General features: G+C 66.3%; 17 protein-coding genes. 11 read left to right on the plus strand and 6 right to left on the minus strand.

The genetic code is table 11. The annotated features are described in order from the left end of the window. Positions 1-25 precede the first annotated feature (25 nt). From ACLBX9_RS14615 to ACLBX9_RS14635, 5 genes are read left to right on the plus strand one after another with little or no spacing between them, the layout of a single operon-like run. Entirely contained in the window at positions 26-925 is a 900-nt protein-coding gene (locus ACLBX9_RS14615) for a branched-chain amino acid ABC transporter permease (protein WP_447719439.1), read from the plus strand. Then, the gene (locus ACLBX9_RS14620; protein WP_447719440.1) at positions 922-1,962 is read left to right on the plus strand and encodes a branched-chain amino acid ABC transporter permease; all 1,041 of its coding nucleotides are present in this window, start codon (positions 922-924) and stop codon (positions 1,960-1,962) included. The genes ACLBX9_RS14615 and ACLBX9_RS14620 overlap by 4 nt, the downstream gene beginning before the upstream one ends. Continuing rightward, positions 1,956-2,774, plus strand: a complete 819-nt coding sequence (locus ACLBX9_RS14625) for an ABC transporter ATP-binding protein (RefSeq protein WP_447719441.1) — start codon at positions 1,956-1,958, stop codon at positions 2,772-2,774. The genes ACLBX9_RS14620 and ACLBX9_RS14625 overlap by 7 nt, the downstream gene beginning before the upstream one ends. After that, on the plus strand, positions 2,771-3,523 hold the full coding sequence (locus ACLBX9_RS14630) for an ABC transporter ATP-binding protein (RefSeq protein WP_010682978.1): 753 nt from the start codon (positions 2,771-2,773) through the stop codon (positions 3,521-3,523). The genes ACLBX9_RS14625 and ACLBX9_RS14630 overlap by 4 nt, the downstream gene beginning before the upstream one ends. A 49-nt stretch (positions 3,524-3,572) precedes the next feature. Next, positions 3,573-4,049, plus strand: coding sequence for an SRPBCC family protein (locus ACLBX9_RS14635; protein ID WP_447719442.1), 477 nt, complete (start codon positions 3,573-3,575; stop codon positions 4,047-4,049). A gap of 260 nt (positions 4,050-4,309) precedes the next feature. Here ACLBX9_RS14635 and ACLBX9_RS14640 read toward each other — a convergent pair whose 3' ends face one another. Further along, positions 4,310-4,990 carry a metal ABC transporter permease gene (locus tag ACLBX9_RS14640; RefSeq protein WP_447719443.1) on the minus strand — a complete coding sequence of 227 codons (681 nt, stop codon included), beginning with the start codon at positions 4,988-4,990 and terminating at the stop codon, positions 4,310-4,312. 893 nt (positions 4,991-5,883) lie between these two features. Here ACLBX9_RS14640 and ACLBX9_RS14645 point away from each other — a divergent pair. Further along, on the plus strand, positions 5,884-6,495 hold the full coding sequence (locus ACLBX9_RS14645) for a hypothetical protein (protein WP_447719444.1): 612 nt from the start codon (positions 5,884-5,886) through the stop codon (positions 6,493-6,495). Positions 6,496-6,794: 299 nt separating this feature from the next. Here the strand turns inward: ACLBX9_RS14645 and ACLBX9_RS14650 are convergent, their stop codons facing one another. Next, positions 6,795-7,349, minus strand: coding sequence for a PAS domain-containing protein (locus ACLBX9_RS14650; protein ID WP_010682973.1), 555 nt, complete (start codon positions 7,347-7,349; stop codon positions 6,795-6,797). 908 nt (positions 7,350-8,257) lie between these two features. Here ACLBX9_RS14650 and ACLBX9_RS14655 point away from each other — a divergent pair. Then, the gene (locus ACLBX9_RS14655; RefSeq protein WP_447719445.1) at positions 8,258-8,755 is read left to right on the plus strand and encodes a hypothetical protein; all 498 of its coding nucleotides are present in this window, start codon (positions 8,258-8,260) and stop codon (positions 8,753-8,755) included. 686 nt (positions 8,756-9,441) lie between these two features. Beyond that, on the plus strand, positions 9,442-9,819 hold the full coding sequence (locus ACLBX9_RS14660; protein WP_447719446.1) for a hypothetical protein: 378 nt from the start codon (positions 9,442-9,444) through the stop codon (positions 9,817-9,819). Between the two features lie 62 nt (positions 9,820-9,881). On the opposite strand, the gene ACLBX9_RS14665 is transcribed toward ACLBX9_RS14660, so the two are convergent. Next, entirely contained in the window at positions 9,882-10,640 is a 759-nt protein-coding gene (locus ACLBX9_RS14665; RefSeq protein WP_447719447.1) for an SDR family oxidoreductase, read from the minus strand. Positions 10,641-10,657: 17 nt separating this feature from the next. After that, positions 10,658-11,872 (minus strand): ABC transporter substrate-binding protein, encoded by a 1,215-nt coding sequence (locus ACLBX9_RS14670; protein WP_447719448.1) that lies wholly within the window; start codon positions 11,870-11,872, stop codon positions 10,658-10,660. Positions 11,873-12,443: 571 nt separating this feature from the next. On the opposite strand from ACLBX9_RS14670, the gene ACLBX9_RS14675 reads away from it, so the two are divergent. Further along, positions 12,444-14,639, plus strand: a complete 2,196-nt coding sequence (locus ACLBX9_RS14675; RefSeq protein ID WP_447719449.1) for a CHASE2 domain-containing protein — start codon at positions 12,444-12,446, stop codon at positions 14,637-14,639. Positions 14,640-14,897: 258 nt separating this feature from the next. On the opposite strand, the gene ACLBX9_RS14680 is transcribed toward ACLBX9_RS14675, so the two are convergent. Further along, on the minus strand, positions 14,898-15,299 hold the full coding sequence (locus ACLBX9_RS14680; protein WP_447719450.1) for a tautomerase family protein: 402 nt from the start codon (positions 15,297-15,299) through the stop codon (positions 14,898-14,900). Between the two features lie 156 nt (positions 15,300-15,455). Further along, positions 15,456-16,340, minus strand: coding sequence for a LysR substrate-binding domain-containing protein (locus tag ACLBX9_RS14685; RefSeq protein WP_447719451.1), 885 nt, complete (start codon positions 16,338-16,340; stop codon positions 15,456-15,458). A 119-nt stretch (positions 16,341-16,459) separates the two neighbouring features. On the opposite strand from ACLBX9_RS14685, the gene ACLBX9_RS14690 reads away from it, so the two are divergent. Both ACLBX9_RS14690 and ACLBX9_RS14695 read left to right on the plus strand, forming a co-directional pair. Then, positions 16,460-16,855 (plus strand): tautomerase family protein, encoded by a 396-nt coding sequence (locus ACLBX9_RS14690; RefSeq protein ID WP_010682963.1) that lies wholly within the window; start codon positions 16,460-16,462, stop codon positions 16,853-16,855. Between the two features lie 17 nt (positions 16,856-16,872). Then, entirely contained in the window at positions 16,873-17,670 is a 798-nt protein-coding gene (locus ACLBX9_RS14695) for an SDR family NAD(P)-dependent oxidoreductase (RefSeq protein WP_447719452.1), read from the plus strand. The last annotated feature ends 96 nt before the right edge of the window (positions 17,671-17,766 follow it).

Raw genomic sequence — 17,766 nt, forward strand, 5'->3', positions numbered from 1 at the left:
TGCGAACCTGCGGGAGGGCGCGGCCTTGAGCGACATCACGATCGGAGGCTTCCCCCTCGATCTCCTCGCCCTTCAGGTCGTGACCGGCATCGCGCTGGGGGCGATCTACGTCCTCGTGGGCATCGGCCTGTCGCTGATCTTCGGGCTGATGAACGTGGTCAACTTCGCCCACGGCGCCTTCTTCATGGCTGGCGCCTATGTCGGGGTCTTCCTTTACGGCTACACCGGCAACTTCTGGCTGAGCCTCGTCGCGGCGCCGCTGGCGATGGGGATCCTCGGGCTCGCCGTGGAGCGGGTGCTCGTGCGCCCCCTATACGGACGTGGCATCGACGACCCTCTGCTCCTCACCTTCGGCCTGTCCTACGTCATGATCGAGGGTGTGCGCATCGCCTTCGGGCTGACCGGGCTGCCTTTCGGGGCGCCGCCCGAGCTGCGCGGCGCGGTCGATATCGGCATCGGCTACTTCCCTCTCTACCGCCTGTTCCTGATCGGCTTCGCGCTGGCCGTGGTGAGCGCGCTCTGGCTGTTCATCGAGCGCACGCCGTTCGGCCTCGTGATCCGGGCCGGCGCCCGCGACCCGCAGATCGTGCAGGTGCTCGGCATCGAGATCGCGAAGGTCTGGCTTGCGGTCTTCGCCCTCGGCTGCGCGCTCGCCGGGCTCGCCGGCATCCTCGCGGCGCCCCTCCAGGGCGTCACGCCCGAGATGGGGATCCCGGTGCTGGCCGAGGCCTTCGTTGTCACGGTGGTCGGCGGCATGGGCTCTCTGGGGGGCGCCGTGCTCGCCGGGCTGCTCGTCGGCATCGTCGTGGCGTTGACGTCGCTCATCGCCCCCGACATGACCAAGATGGCGATCTTCGCCCTCATGGCCCTGGTGCTGCTGGTGCGCCCCCGAGGCCTCCTTGGACGGGCTGGAGCCCTCGGATGAGCGCCCGCGTCCCTGCTCCCGCCGTCACGGAGGAAAGCGCCTTGCCGGCGACCTTGCCGGCGGCCCGGCCGGGCTCCGGCCGGACCGGCCGCCGGCTGGCATGGTGTAGCCGGCACCGCGTCGCCCTGACGCTCGTCTTCCTTGTCTTGTTTCCCTGGATCGCGCCCTACCAGGCGCTCGCCGTGAACATCCTGGTGCTCGGGCTCTACGCCCTCGGGTTCAACCTGCTGTTCGGCTATACCGGGCTCCTGTCCTTCGGCCACGCTGCCTTCCTGGGCGGCGGCGCTTACGGCTGCGGCATCGCCATCGTCCATTACGGGCTGCACCCGGCCATGGCCCTCGTCGCCGGCACGCTGCTCGCCACCGGGATCGCTGCCGTCATGGGCGTGCTGGCGATCCGTACCCGCGGCATCTACTTCGCCATGACGACGCTGGCGCTGTCCATGTGTGTCTACTACGCCTTCTACCAAGCGGAGGCGTTCACCGGCGGCGAGAACGGCCTGCGCGGCATCAACGTGCCGGCGCTCATCCTGCCGGGCCTGCGCCTCGACCTCCACGACCCGGTCGTGAAGTACTACGCCGTTCTGGCGGTGGTCGGGGTTGCGGTCTGGCTGTTCTCGCGCCTCCTGTCCTCGCCGTTTGGGGCCGCCCTTGAGGCGATCCGCGAGAACGAGGGCCGGGCGCAGGCCTGCGGCTACGACGTGCGCCGCATGAAGCTCGCGGCGTTCGTGATCTCCGGAGCCCTATGCGGGCTGGCAGGCGGGATTCAGGCGATCCACCTCTCGATCGTACCGATCGAGACGATGCACTATTCGACCTCCGGCCAGGCCGTGATGATGGCGCTTCTCGGCGGCATGGGCACCTTCTTCGGGCCCTTCGTCGGAGCCGCAACCTTCGCGCTCCTGCAGGACGGGCTCGCCACCATAACGAGCCACTGGCAGCTCTTTGTAGGCGCCATCTTCATCGGTTTCGTACTCTTCCTGCCGCTCGGCATCTGGGGCGAGGTGCTGGCACGCCTCAGAAGGGCCGGATGGTGAGCGCCGCCCCAGTCATCACCGCAACCGCCATGGCGCCCCATGTGGCACCCCCGATTCTCGCCACGGAGGGGCTCGGCAAGCGGTTCGGGCATTTCCGCGCCCTGTCCGACGTGACGGTCGCGTTCCCTGAGGGCGGCATCACCGCCATCATCGGGCCGAACGGGGCGGGCAAATCGACCTTCTTCAACCTGATCTCGGGCGCCTTCCCGCCGAGCGAGGGCCGCGTGCTGTTCCGCGGGCGCGACATCACCGGCGCGGCCCCGCACGCCTTCGCCCGGATGGGCATCGCCAAGTCGTTCCAGATCACCAACGTGTTCCCGCACCTGACGGTGCGCGAGAACGTGCGGGTGGCCGCCCAAGCGCGACGGGTCCGCTTCGCCTTCTTCCGGAACCGCGGAGCCTATCCCGAGCTCACACAGCGCGCTGAAGAGCTGCTGGGCGAGGTCGGGCTCGGCGCCCGGATGGACCGCCTCGCCCGTGAACTCGCCCACGGCGAGCAGCGCGCCCTGGAGATCGCCGTGGCCCTCGCCGCCGAGCCGAGCCTCCTCCTCCTCGACGAGCCGACCGCCGGGATGAGCCCCGAGGAGACGCGCGAGATGATGGATCTCGTGCAGCGCCTCGCCGAGACGCGGACGCTGATCCTCGTCGAGCACAAGATGAAGCTCGTCATGGGCCTGTGCCGCCGCCTCGTGGTCCTGCACCAGGGCCAGCTCCTGGCCGAGGGCAGCCCCGACGATATCCGCGCCCATCCCGAGGTGCGCCGCGTCTACCTGGGCAACTCGACGGGCAGAACGACGGGCACGACCGCATGAGCGCCGCCCCGCAGTACGACGCCACGCAGCCGCTCCTGGCGGTCGAGAACCTGCGGGCGTGGTACGGCCATTCCCACATCCTCCAGGACCTCTCGCTGGAGGTGCGCCCCGGCGAGATCGTTACGCTGGTCGGCCGCAACGGCGCCGGCAAGACGACGACGCTGAAGGCGATCATGGGCCTGGTGGCCAAGCGGGACGGACGCGTGACCTTTGCGGGGGCCGACATCCTCCACCGGCCACCCCACGAGCGCTTCCACCGGGGCCTCGCCTACGTGCCGGAGGAGCGGCGCATCGTGCCGGGGCTGACCGTGGAGGAGAACCTGCGCCTCGGCATCCTGGCCGCCAGAGGAAAGCGGGCGACGCGCCGCGACGAGGCGCGGCGGATCGAGGTGATCGCCGAGACCTTCCCACGGCTGAAGCAGCGGCTGAAGCAGGAGGCGATCACCATGTCGGGCGGCGAGCAGCAGATGCTCGCCATTGCCCGCGCGCTCATGGCCGAGCCCGTGATGGTGCTCCTCGACGAGCCCTCCGAGGGGATCATGCCGATCCTCGTCGAGGAGATGTTCGCGCAGTTCGTCGCGATGAAACGGGCGGGCACCACGATCCTGCTCGTGGAGCAGAACGTGGAACTCGGTCTCGAAGTCTCCGACCGCGTCTACATCGTTGACGGCGGCGCCGTCGTCTATCACGCCCCCGCGGCCGCTCTGCGGGGCGATCCCGAGATCCAGGCACGCTACTGCGCGGTCTGAACGCCCGCCCCGGCCTTCCGGCGGCGCGGCTTCCCGAGAGGAGACGAACATGGACATCGCCGGCGAGTACCGGATCCCCGCCGCCCGGGAGGCCGTCTGGGCGGCGTTGAACGATCCGGACGTGCTTGCCCGCTGCATTCCCGGCTGCAGGGAGCTGGTGCAGGTCTCGCCGGAGGAGATGAAGGCCAAGGTCGCGCTGAAGATCGGGCCTGTCTCGGCGGCCTTCATGGGCACGGTTCGCCTGGAGGACGTGCGTCCCCCGGAAGGCTATAGCCTTATCGGGCAGGGCAACGGCGGCATGGCCGGCTTCGCCAAGGGCCGCGCCGCGGTGACCCTCGCGGCCGAGGGTGGCGAGACGGTCCTGGCCTACACCGCCAAGGCCGAGGTCGGCGGCAAGATCGCCACCCTCGGCGGCCGCCTCATGCAGGCGACGTCGCGCAAGCTCGCCGACGAGTTCTTCAGCAAGTTCGCCGCCGAATTTGGTGCGAGCGGAGACCCTGCCGGGTCCATGCCGGCCCCAGCCTGAGAACCGCCTGGTCGCACCACCGCGCCTTTCTGGGGGCGGCAGAGGCGCCCGTTTTCATCCGGAACGACGGATGACGGACCTGAGGGCCGAATCCAGGCCCCCTCGCCCTCGTACGACCTCGCTCGCCGTTCCAAGGAAGCGCGGTCGAGCAAGCGGCTGACGGTCAACGTCGCGTCAGCCCCCATCGCAGCCAGATGGCCCCGACTAGGTGGGCGGCTGGATCTCGGCCCTCTGACACCTTCATCGACGGCCGCCGCCCGCTACATTGGCGGCGTGACACCGTCCTTGCCCACAGAGGCCCGTAGCGCCGTGAGCTTGTCGCCGTCACGCGCGGCGATGACAAAGATCTTGGAACCGGCGCGAATGACCGAACGATCGGCCGGCTCATAGGCCACGATCGGAGTTTGGGGCATTACCGCCACCGTCTTCGACTCGCCGTTACCGTAGGTCAGCGTGAGCATCTGCGCGCCATCGGCTGCGCTGCTCCTCGAGACTGTGCCGTTGGTCATCGCACTTTTCACCCTCGGCACTGAACCCGGGGCGGCTTTCACGGTGCCGTTCGTCATCGCGCTCTTCACCCGTTCGCCACCGGTAAGGGTGTCGGGGATCGTGTCCCAGTCGCGGTGCCCCTCCCCGGTCCCTCGCATGGCCTCTGGGAAGATGTGAATTTCCAGAGCCGTCGGCGGGTTGTCGCCTTTCGTGGCGGTACCGACGAACGAGCCGTCCGTAATGGCATCGAGGCTGGATTTCACCAGGGATACGACTTTCGTGTCCGTGGTCAGAGCGATTTTCGCCGTGTCGCCGTCGATGGTGCGGACAGTCATCGCGGTTGCATCGACCGCATCCACCGTGCCTCGGATGCGCTCAGGCGCCGGTGCGGCCAGCGCCGGGACAGGGAGTGCGAGCAGGCTCACGACGGCCGGGACGATGAACAGTCTCACGCGATCCTCCTGAATTGGGTCAGGGGCATGTAGTGCAGCGTCGCATCCATGGTGAGAACGACCGCGCACGCCGTGACGCAGACCACCTCCGGACAGGAAAACGGCGGGGCTCGCACCCCGCCGCTCACCGGCTCGTGGATCGCGGCCGTCCAAGAAGCCGCGTTCCAGCCTCGGTCCTCAGAGCCCCATCAGCACACCGGCTGAACCGGCGATCGTCATGGCGATACCACTCAGGAAGGCACCGATCATCGCGTAGGAGAAGCCTTTCAGGACCATGTCGTGCACTCCTTTCATCGAGCGACAGGCTCTCAGCGGAGCCCAGCAAAACCAACTGCAATGAAGATGCCGAATGGGACCGGCGCGTGCGGTGCGGTACGTCACGCCGCACTGCGGAACCAATTTTGAGATCCCGAAAGGTGACTGGCGGCGAAGAAGCTATGCACGAGGAGTGGGGAATCTGCCCCAGAGGACGCACGCACGTCCCCGATTGGCTGTATTGACTCGGTAGTTCCCCAAAGGCGGCCTCCTGCGGCTTGCGTTCGGACGCATCGGCCGATGGTCCCGGCCGCCATCCGGTCGAATGCCGAGATCCCAAGTCCCGCACGGTTATTTGCACGCTGTCGACGTTGGCGACCTGTTCCGGCCTGCATAAACGTGGAGAGGAATGCGACGCCGCCTTTGCCGGCGTGGACGATGGCGAGGCGCGGCATCCCATCGTGTCCGCCTCACCCGCTCGCTTGAAGTAGGATCCGCGGGCTGCAACCAATCGGCTCGGAACAAGGTTTCTCGAAGCTCAAGCGTAAGCTGGACACGGGATAGTCCGGTCCATCGATGCGATAAGCTCAACTCGACCGCTCTGATTCGACGGTCGGCGCATCTTCTGAGGTGTCCGCTTGGTCCACCGTTTGTCACTGTCCGCAGCGGGTGCCTGTCTCGCGCTCCTCGTCGCCACACCGTCGCGCGCGGCATCGGATATCACTGCGGCGGCGATTGCCGTAGGGCGCCTGTATGTCGTCGGCACCACGGATCAGCCCCACACGAAGGTGAAGCTCGACGGCAAGTTCGAGACCGAATCGGACGATAAGTCTCAATTTCAGTTCGAACTCGTCTACCATCCGGCCGGCTGCATCGTCAGAGCGGCGATCGGCGACAAGATCGTCGAGGCTGTCGTCGGACAGTGCGGCGATGTCTGCCAGCCGAGCGGGTGGCCCGCGAAGGGATCTCCCACGTCCCAGCAGGGACGAAACGCGCTCGTCGACGCTCAAGCTCCGCCGACAACCAGCGCGCTGGTGGCGCCGCCAACATCGAACGGTGAGACCAGATCGATACCGAATCCGCCCCTCCCACCGGTGCGCCCCGACGAGGCGGCCCTGTTTGCGATGGGTTATGATCCGCGTCCGGCCGCGGTACCGAGTATCAGACCGATGCTCGAACGGGCGCCTCGGGAGAGGCCGAAAGCCCCACCCGGCCCGGCTGAGCGTAGTTCAGACTGGCCCGACGACTGACGCCATGGGCCGGGTCTCGGCGCGGATCGGCACGTTTCCTGAAGGCAATACTGGATCGTCATGGCGCTCGTCCCGAGCGAGCGGCCGGTGAACTCGAAACAGGCGGCGATCTCGACGGGCAAAGCGGGCGCGAAAAAGCCCGCCGCGGCGAACCGGGCGGGCTGAAGGAGTCCTTGGGAGGAAGCTGAAGTGTAGGGCGGTGAAGACTGGCATGCCAGCGCTTCCAGCGCATGCCAGGGATGCCGGAACGCCGTCGCATTGCCGGGATGAATGCACGATTGGCTTCCGCTCTGGCCTCTTCAGTGGAAATTATCGAGGATGCGGCCCTTTCCCTCGGCCCGAGCGAGTTCGACGCCGACAGCGTGCAGAATATCTTCCATCAGGGGTCGGAGGCGATCCGCATCCGTGTGCGCGATGAGCGTGTGAGCCGTGAGCAGGTGGTCGGCGATCGCCTCGAGCGCGGAGGCTTGCTTCGTCGTGGATTGGGGCCGCGGCGGTGCGAAGCTCCCGATCGAGCCTTGAGCGCGCAGATCCGTTGTCCGATCCTCTGCGATCGGAGTGATCGAGCCGAGAAAGCCGAGAAAGGTCTGATCCGGGGGCCCGAAGGATGGGACTGCCCCGGCCGCCACCCAGACGGCCTGACCATCGGGGGTCATTATCCGGTAGCGCAGGCTGAAGGCGCATTGTGCCTGGATGGCATCGGCAACGGTCTTGCGGGCGACCTCGCGATCCTCCGGGTGCACAACAGTGGTCCAGCCGAAGTTCACAGCCTCCTCGAGGGCTTGGCCGGTGAACTCCGTCCATTCGCGGCCGACGAAGGTCGCCTGACCCTGCGCATTCGTGACGAAGATCATGGCTGCGCCGAATGGAGGTAGCCCGAAACGGTCCCGTTCAAATACGGCGGCGTCTTCCAGGCCTTGGCGAGGCCAAATCGGGTCGCCCACATCCGTAGCCATCTGACTTGTTCGGGAAGGTCAGACGGGTAGACGGCCGTGTTGTCGAGCAAAGCTTCCGGCCAGCCAAGCGCGCGGGCAGCGCCTCGGATCGCACCGTGCTGCGCTGTTGGAGGTCTGACGAGTGGCTTCATGACACCGTCCGACAAGGCGCGCCTCCTCGCATCCCGCAGCTTCTTCATGATGCGACTTTGCTACACCTCAAGCTGCAGCCATGGACGCGCTCAACCTGTGGGCGACGTGCTGTATGTTGGATATGAGCCATAAGTGCAATTGGTGTCGCCGTGCGTGCATGACGCTCCAGCCATCCGGTCTGAAAAGTCTGGAGCGACGTGGCAGGAACACGGTCGCCATTCTGACAGCGGAGGCCAAGCGATTTTCACGGATCCGTGCGACGGCGCGTCAAGCGACTTGCACACAGCCCCGTCGTCGAGCACGCGTCGACCTGGGTATCTGTTCTCAAACGGCGACGCTGATCGGCACGATTTACACAATCATTCTACGGCACCGCGGGCGTGCCTGGACCCCGAGAGTCACGCCGCAGCCGTACGGTCCGGAACCGCTTACGGTGCAAGGCTTGGGCACGCCGCTTTGGTTCGCAGCGGCCGCAGCGGTCGGCCTGTCCTCCGATTGCCGGCGGACATCCTCCGGAGAGGTTGCGACACGCCCGGCAACCACGGCATCCGCCGGGCGGCCCCGTCTGCCGCACCGACCGGTCCCTAGACGCCACCGACAGTGATCGATGCGCCGCCACTCGCGCGCGAGGCGCCACCCTCCTGGGTCAGGCCGTCTCCGGCGTTCCGACGGGCGTGACGCTGCCGTTCGACGTACAGCCTCTGACCGACGGACATGGTCGCGTCGGTCAGCAGCAGCCGAAGCCCGTCGCGCCCGGACCGGCGCAGGGACCGGATGACGACAACGCGACCCTCAGTGAATGCGATGCAATTTTGGTGTTCTCGCGCACCAAACCATCCAATCTTAGTACCCGCTGGCGCAACCGGCAACGAATTCTCCGTACCGGCGTGCGGAGCCGCACGGTTCCACTTTCTGACAGTTCTAAAACTCTTTCGGGCGCCAAACTGCAGGCGCCGTGGGAGGGCAATACCATGCGATATGAAATCAAGATGCCCGCTTGGTTAAAGCGTCGAGGCTATTCTTCACCGGTAAAGGCTCGCATAGGACGCTCGAAGGCCGGGCGACCGGATCTCGTACAAATCGATCCGGATCGCAGGACTGAACTGGCCTGCGATGGGAAGGCCATCCAACTTCAGCAATACCTGATCTGGCGGATGACCCGGATAGATTGAACTGGAGCGAGTCGCTGCTCCGATAGGGTCCGGCAGATCGCCCGGCGCGCGGCTGCGCAGGACACGTCCGGTCTCGGCGCCGGTCGAACCGAGCAGCGTCTCATCCGTTTCCGAGCCACGGAAGCACGGATAAACGCATGTTCCGCATCACGATGACGATGGCCGGCGCGTTGACCATCGCCTTGGCTAACCCCGCCGAAGCTCAGGTGGTCACCGGAGGCGCAGGCAACACAGGTGTAGCGCCACCGGCTACGGTCGGGGGCGTCACTCGCGGAGCCCGGAACCTGAGCTCCAGCTCGACGGCGCCCGGCAACATGGCAAACCCCAGCAACGCGCCCGTGCCCGGCACGACGCCGGGCGTCAGCATCGGCGGCACCCCCACTAGTGGGCCGCCCGGGAGCGGTGGAACGTCGGGCGGTCCGTCGCTCGATCGCTGACGGCAGGTTCCAGGGCCCCTGCTTACCTGCAGACATGCGGGCTGGCGATGGATGAGGCGCTTTAGTCCGGCCCCGTCCGAGTTTGAGGTCGAAACACCCTCACCGCACCCTCAGGCGCGAACTTGAGGATCGACACGCTTCGCGCCGCAGGAGTGGCCCCCACTCCAACTGCCGCAATACTGCGTACGCACCTCGATCGGGCGACAAGCGCTCCTATTTCAGATGCATCGAGCTTGTGCGGTTAAGACCATGTCGCACGGTCAAGCGCATATTCAGCATGGATCGGCCCGGGGCGAAGCGCTCGTCCAGGCGTGGAACCGCTCGGACCGGGCCTACGTGGTCGCGCAGCTAGCCGACACCGTGCGGCTGGAGGCCGGGCGCCCCAAGATGCCAGGGTCGGCCTCGGTCTTCCGGCTGACGACCAAGGCGGCGTTCGAAGCGGAACTGGCGGCGTTTCCTGGCGCCTTGCCAATGTTCAGGATCGTCGGCCTGTTCGAGGGCCTCAACACCATCTGCCTGGTTCTCGAGGATACGGACGGCGACGCTCTGGCCGTGACGATCGAGATGGACGAGGACGGCAAGATCGCCTGCATCGTCAGCTACAGGGAGGGTGCCACGGAGGCGTGACGCGTGGTGGACTGGGAGCGGGATATGAGCTTCGCACGGAGACGCGATGCTCTACTTGGATCTCAGAGCTTGATGCCTTCAAGATAGCCGCGGTTCCAGGTGGGACTGATCAGAATCTCGTTGACACACACGGTCGTCGGCATGCGGGCGACGAATAGAATCGTGTCCGCGAGATCGTCCGCCTGCAGCATTCGGCTCTTGTCATCCGCCGTGACGGGCACCGGCCGTTTGTCAAGGAGAGGCGTCGCGACCTCACCGGGGCAAATGCAGCAGGAGCGGATGCCGTGCCCGCATTCCTCCTGGTTCAGGCTCTCCGAGAGCGCCACCAGCCCGTGCTTGGCCGCGGAATAGGCGGGCCCCGTCAGCTTGGAGACGTAGCGGCCGGCCCACGAAGAAATATGGATGATCAGGCCGCTCCGCTGGGCGCGCATCGTCGGCAGCACCGCCCGCGACGCGTAGAAGGGCCCATTGAGGTTAACCCCGACCACGGCGTCGATGCCTGCCGGCGTGATCTCGCTCCAGCCCCGCTGAGGCACGTTCAGACCCGCTGAGTTCACCAGCAGATCGCAGCCCCCCCAGGCCGCGTGAACCACGTTCCAGGCTCGCTCCACCTCGGCGGCCACGCCCATGTCGGCGGGCACGACCAGGGCTTGGCCGCCCGCCGCACCGACGAGGTCCGCGGTGCGCTCCAAAGACTCCCGCGCCCGGCCCGTGAGCGCGACACGCATCCCGGCCTTTGCCAGCGCCAGGGCGGCGGCCTGCCCGATGCCGGACCCGGCCCCCGTCACCCATGCGATCTGCCCGTCAAGCGTGCGCATCATCCCGGTTAACCCTGTCCTCAAGGCTTGCCGACGAAGGGGCAGCCACCCTCGGCCAGGGGGCGGAAGGCTTGGTCGGCCGGTATGGTGTCGAGAAGCTTGTAGAGGTCCCAAGGACCCTTCGACTCGGACGGCGCCTTGACCTCGAAGAGGTACATCGGGTGGATCTTGCGCCCATCCGGCCGGATCGTGCCCTGGCCGAACAGCGGGTCATCCGTCGGGTTGGCCTTCATCCAGGCCATCGTCGCCTGAGGGTCGGTCGACTTCGTGGCCGACACCGCCTTCAGGTAGTGCAGGAGCCCGGCATACACGCCCGCTTGGTTCATGGTCGGCATGCTGTCGCCATTGCGCTTGTAGAAGCGCTCGGAGAAGGCGCGGGTCCCGGGGTTGAGATCCCAGTAGAATGATTCCGTGAGCACCAGTCCCTGTGCGGTCTGCAGACCGATCGCGTGGACGTCGACGGCGTAGATCAGCAGAGCGGCGAGCTTCTGACCCCCATCCGTCAGACCGAACTCGTGCGCCTGCTTGACCGCGTTGATCGTGTCGCCGCCTGCATTGGCCAAGCCGACGACCTTCGCCCCCGAGGCCTGCGCCTGCAGCAAAAACGAGGAGAAATCGGTAGCCGGGAACGGCACGCGGGCGGCCCCCAGGACCCGGCCACCACCTTTGTCGATGACGGCTGTGGCCTCGTTCTGCAGCGAGAGTCCGAAGGCGTAGTCGGCGGTGAGGAAGTACCACGTGTCGCCGCCACGCTTCAGCATGGCGCCCGCCGTACCGTGGGCCAGGGCGTAGGTGTCGTAAGTCCACTGGATCGTGTTTGGCGAACATTGCTTGCCGGTCAGTTCCGTCGTCCCGGCGCCGGAGTCGATGAAGATCTTGTTCTTCTCGCGCGTGACTTGGCTTACCGCCAGCGCGACCGAAGAGGTCGGAACATCGAGGATGGCGTCGACGCCGTCGCGATCGTACCACTGACGGGCAACGGCCGCGCCGACATCGGGCTTGTTCTGGTGGTCGGCCGCGACGATCTCGACCTGCACATCCGGGTTTGACTTGGCGAAATCCTCAACCGCCATCCGCGCCGCGACGACGGAGCCTTTGCCGCCGGTATCCGCGTAGACGCCCGACATGTCGTTGAGGACGCCGACCTTGACGCGGATCGGCTCGGCAGACGCTGTGCCGACCATGGCAGCGAGGCTGATCGCAGCTGTGAGCATGCAGCGTCTGATCAACGCCATGACGGACCGTCCTCCCAAATAGATTATTGTTCCGAACAGGAGGGCACGCTTGGCATCCCAGCGTCAAGCGCCCTGCCGCAGTACGGTGCGGGCACTCCGCGACCGCGCGGCGCCGACGCACCCGGCCGCTGACGAAACGAATATCTTCGATCAATCGCCCAGATCTCCAAATTTCTACTGCTGCTTCTTTTACGCGCGGAGACCAGCTCGATGATCTATTTTCGGCCAATGCTGCGCAACCGTTGCCTGCTATAATAGGCTCACAAATCGAATCATGGGTACACCATGATTTCGCCGACTTAGTGATGATTGCCGATTCCCGTCCGGCAATTATCGAGAACTGTATTTATCTCGCTTGCTAGCGCGACAACAGCTATGCCAATCGAGGGTGTGTGCTTCCGCAGGCTGCGCGCGTGAGCTGCCTTGAGGCTGCACGGCGGTCGCGCAAGCCGCGAAAACGGTGTTGTGTCATCGAGCTGCGGAATTGGCGCAGGGACAGTTGTACATGGCGGCGACCTCCCCGAGGCTCGGTGGACTAACGGCAACGGTCCTGCGACGACGGTTCGTCGGGATGGCGCGTGCCGTCGGCTTCGGCCGCGCGCTGGGCGTCCTGGTGCTGGCGGTCCTCGTTCTCGTGCGCATCTGGGATCCCTTCCCTGTGGAGACTGCGCGCCTGCGCACATTCGACGCGCTCCAGACGCTGAAGCCGCGCTCCGTGGCCGAGGCTCCGGTTACCATCGTGGACATCGACGAGGCGAGCTTGCGGGCGCTCGGGCAGTGGCCGTGGCCGCGCACGGTGATCGCGCGCCTGGTGGACCGCCTGACAGCGATGGGTGCGGCAGCCATCGCCTTCGACATTGTCTTCTCCGAGCCGGACCGGACCTCGCCCGCCGCGGTGGCGGCGAGCCTGCCCGATCTCGACCCGCTTCTGCGAACCCGCCTTGCAGCTCTGCCGGGTAACGACGAGCGCTTGGCTGAGGCTATCGCCCGGTCACGGGTCATCCTCGGACAGACGGCGCTGGGCACGCCGACGCCGGAGGCCGCCACCGCTGTCCCGTCCAGCATCGCCGTGCTCGGCCCGGATGCCGCGCCATTCCTGACCGCGTTCCCAGGCCTTCAGCGCAACCTTTCGGTCCTGGAGCAGGCTGCGGCTGGGCGTGGGCTGTTCACGATCGTGCCCGAGCGGGACGGGATCGTCCGCCGTGTCCCGGTGGTGCTGCGCGTGCGCGACACGATCGTCCCGACGCTTACCCTGGAGGTCCTGCGCGTGCTGGCGGGTGGCAACGCCATTCTGATACGCACCGACGCTGTCGGGCTTCAGAGCGTCCGCGTTCCCGGCTTCACGCTGCCGACGGACGCGCACGGGCAGGTCTGGCTCCACTTCGCGGCGCACGACCCCGCACGCTTCGTCCCGGCGAAAGACGTTCTCGACGGGACCGTCGACCCCGAGCGGGTGCGGGACCGCATCATCCTCGTGGGCACCTCCGCGATCGGGCTCCTCGATAGCAAGACGACCCCCATCGACCGCGCGATACCCGGCGTCGAGATCCACGCGCAGCTCCTGGAAAGCGCGCTGTCGGGCGGCCTGCTCGCGGTGCCGAACTACGCGCTCACAGTCGAACTTCTCATCATGGTCCTCGTGAGCGCCGCGATGATCTGGCTTGCGCCAATCCTTGGTCCGGTCGCGCTCCTCAACGTCGGCGCGGTGATTGCGGCGATCCTCGCTGCCCTGTCATGGTACCGCTTCGCCTATACCGGGGTACTGTTCGATGCGACGTACCCGCTCGGCGGAAGCTTCCTAGTCTACGCTGTCCTGGTCTTCACCAACTTCGCGCGGGAACAGTTCGCCCGCGACCGTATCCGGGCGGCCTTCAGCCAGTATCTCTCACCGGCCCTCGTGGACGAACTGGCCCGCTCGCCCGATCGGCTGCGCCTGGGGGGCGAGCAGCGGATGATGACCGTGATGTTCAGCGACGTGCGCAGCTTCACGACCATCGCCGAATTCTACCGGGATGATCCAGCCGGGCTCACGGAGCTGATGAACCGCTTCCTCTCGCCCCTGACGGACGCGATCATCGAGACGCGGGGCACCATCGACAAGTACATGGGCGATGCCATCATGGCATTCTGGAATGCCCCGCTCGACGATGCCGAGCAGGAGCGCAATGCCTGCTTCGCGGCGCTCGAGATGGAACGCCGCATGGCCGAGCTGAACGAGCGGCGCGCTCTGGAGGCGAAATCCGGCCGCCATCCCGTCCTGCCCATCGACATCGGCATCGGCATCAACACCGGACCCTGCGTGGTCGGAAACATGGGGTCGAATCTGCGCTTCGACTATTCGGTGCTCGGCGACGCAGTGAATCTTGCCTCCCGGCTCGAGGGGCAATCGAAGATCTACGGCACCCGCATCCTGTTGGGGACCCGCACTGCGCTGGCGGTCGTCGACAGCTTGGCGATCCTCGAAATCGACCTCGTTCGCGTGAAGGGCAAGCAAGAGCCAGAACGCGTCTTCGCGCTCATCGGCGACTCCGACCTGCGCCGCACGGAACCGTTTCGCGCGCTGGTCGAAGCGCATACGACGCTGCTCGCCGGGTACCGCGCCCAGGATTGGAACGCGGCTGAGCAGGCGATGGAGGCAGCCCGCACCGCCGGGCGCGCCTTCGCCCTCGATACGCTCTACACTCTCTACGCCGACCGTATCGAAGAATTCCGCCTTCGACCGCCCGGCCCCTGCTGGGATGCGGTGTATGAAGCACTGACAAAATGAGAAGCACACGCGGGCAACCGACGCAATTGATAGATCGGGGCACGCAATACTATTTGTGTGTCAGGCGAATCAGACAGCACGCCGCGTATCCGTCCCAGGAAACCGGAGTACGCGGCCTCGATTACGGTCGATACATCGGATGATCCCGTCAAAGCTTATCATTCTGAACCGACTGGGATGCGGCCTTCGTAGTAGGCTTCTGCGGATAGCAGTGCCGTCCAGAAGGTCGCTTCGAGGGCGTCGCGAAGCTCCAGCACGTCAGGATACGGTGGAGGAGCGACGTTGCGCCCGGTCAGCCTGAGTTCGACCGTCGTAGCCCCAACTGTCCTTCGGGACCTCGTGGATCACCACATAGGACACTTCGGCAAGGGCAGTCCCGAGAACATCCTTCAGGAGCTGGCTCGTCTCGGCGATGAACCGCGCTTTCTCCTCGGCCGTGTTTGTCTCCGCACTGATGATCGCATCCACCTGCGCGGCACATGCGACCGGGTGGCGGCCGACGCTCCATCCCGCAAGCGGCACCTCCTCCACCAGCACGCCGGCCAGAGGACCCACCTTATGGAGGATTTGGGACATCTGGGAGGTGATGCCCGCCTGAGGCCGCTCGACTTGGCTCTTCGCAAGCGTCCGGCCTGCCACCTTGACGTTGATGAAGGGCATGTTCGCCTCTCCTACGGTTCGCTACCGCGAATGCGGCACCTCGAGAGAAGCTGCTACAGATGGCCCGAAGTTCGGTAAATTTGAAAAATCGGGATTAAAACTTCCGGATAATCGAACTATGCCCCTGCGGCGAGAATAGGGTCGCCGCCAATCATGTCACGCGACATGCTCCCGGATCGTCTCAAGAAGAATGTCCGTGAGCCGGGCGACGGCCGGCGACAGTTCGGCTTCGGCTTGATGAAGGGTCAACGGAGCATTCGGAAGGGATGGAAGCCCAGTCGCGACCGGATCGAGCACGCTCAGCGTCTTCGGCAGGCTGACCACCGTCCGCGCGGTGATACCGAGCCCGCCCTCGGCGGCGGCCCAGAGACCCGAGAGGCTGGGGCTCGTGAAGACCAGTCGCCAGGGCAGGCCGCCGTCGTTCAGGGCGGTCACCGCCGCGGATCGGAACGTGCATGGCGGCGCGAAGGCCGCGAACGGCAAGGGCTCGTTGCCGAGGCTCGCGAGGCCTGGCCAGTCGGGCTGGCCGATCCAGTGGATCGGCAATTCGGCGACCCGTTGCGCGTGGGGCGCATCGCCGCCGTCACCCCAGACCAGGGCGATGTCGAGATCGCCCTTCAGCGTCTTCTCGACCAGCTGCGCGCCGAGGCCGACCTGGACCTCGATACGCACCCGCGGATAGGCCCGGGAGAACCGCTTGAGCACCGCCGGGAGCCAGTTCTCGGCAAAATCCTGTGCAAGGCCGAGCCGCGCCCAGCCTTCCAGTTCCGTGCCGCGCAGACGGTCGACTGCCTCATCGTTGAGATCCAGCAGCCTCTTCGCGTAGCCCAGCATGCTCTCGCCAGCCGCCGTCAGGGCAAGGCCGCGCCCCGCCTTCTGCACCAGAGGCTGGCCGACCTGCTCCTCCAGCTTCCGGAGTTGCGTGCTGACGGCGGATTGCGAACGACCCAGTCGCTCGGCCGCTCGCGCGAAGCTGCCGAGCTCGAACCCCGTGACGAAGGTCCGGAGCACGTCCATGTCGAGGTTGGTGCGGGTCGCCATCGTTCGATCTGATAGATGAAAGACTTGAAGAGTTTCAAATTTTCAGAACGATGCTGGTGCCGTAAAAAGAGTCCGTCAAGCCCGCTGCAGTGGGGTTTGCACGTCAGAGGAGAAGTTTCATGCCCCTCGTCCGCATCTCGCTGATCAAGGGCAAGTCGCCCGAGCACATCCGCGCCATCTCCGATGGGGTCCATCGCGGCCTGATGGAGGCCTACAGCGCACCGGCCGACGATCGCTTCCAGCTCATCCACCAGCACGCTCGAGACGAGCTGATCTACGATGCCGAGTATCTCGGGCTGCACCGCACCGACGACATCGCGATCATCAACATCATCGCCGGGAACTGGCGGGACACGTCGCAGAAGAAGGCGCTCTACCGGGCAATCACCGATAACCTCGTGGCGAACCCTGGCCTACGCCCTGAGGATGTCCTGATCGTCCTCTCGCCGAACGCCCGCGACGAGTGGTCCTTCGGCAATGGCCTTGCGTCCTACGTCAAGGACGACGCAGCCTGACGGTCTACGGGCACACCGTGGGACATCCGGGGCGCACGCAGGAGACCGGCGGGAGCATTTTCGTTACCGGCGCGACGTCGGGTTTCGGCCTCCCGATCGCGCGCCGCTTCGCGCAGGCCAGCGACCCAGTTGCGACCGCCGAACGCCGCCGCGAGCGGCTCCAAACGCTGTTCGATGAGCTGGGGCCCCACACGATTCACGCCCTCGGACTCGACGTCCGGGACAGGCGGCCGGTCAAGGACGCGACGTCCGCCCTCCCCGCGGCTTTCGCCGCCATCGACGTGCTCGTCAACAATGCCGGCCTTGCAGTCGGGCTCGAACCCGCGCAGGCGGCCGACCTCGACGGCTGGGAGGCGATGGTCGACACCAACATCTTGGGCTCGATCTACGTGACCCACGCGGTGCTGCCGCGGATGGTCGCGCGCAACGCCTGCCACGTCGTCAACGTCGGATCGACGGCGGCGAGCTACCCCTATCCCGGCGGCAACGTCTACGGGGCCACGAAGGCGTTCGTCCGGCCGTTCTCCCTCAACTCGCGCGCCAATTTCATGGGCAGGCGGGCGCGCGTCACCGAGATCGACCCGGGCCTCGTCGGTGGCACCGCGTTCTCCAGCGTGCGTTTCCGCGACTACGACGCCCGGGCGGCGGGCGTCTGCCACGGCGCCGACGCGCTCACGCCCGAGGACGTCGCCGACACGGTATACTCGGCCGCCACCCGACCCGCCCGCGTGAACATCAACGTCATCGAGCTCATGCCAGTGACACAGGCCTTCGGCCCGCTGGTCGTGCACCGCGGCGGGCGGGATAGCCGCTGAGCCCGGTACCGGCGCTCGCGGAACGCGGAGGCGAGCGATCCGCGGCAGGACCGTCGCGATGGGACTGACCGACCGGCCGAGCGGGCGTAGGAAGGA

Source organism: Methylobacterium sp. A49B, assembly GCF_053346215.1.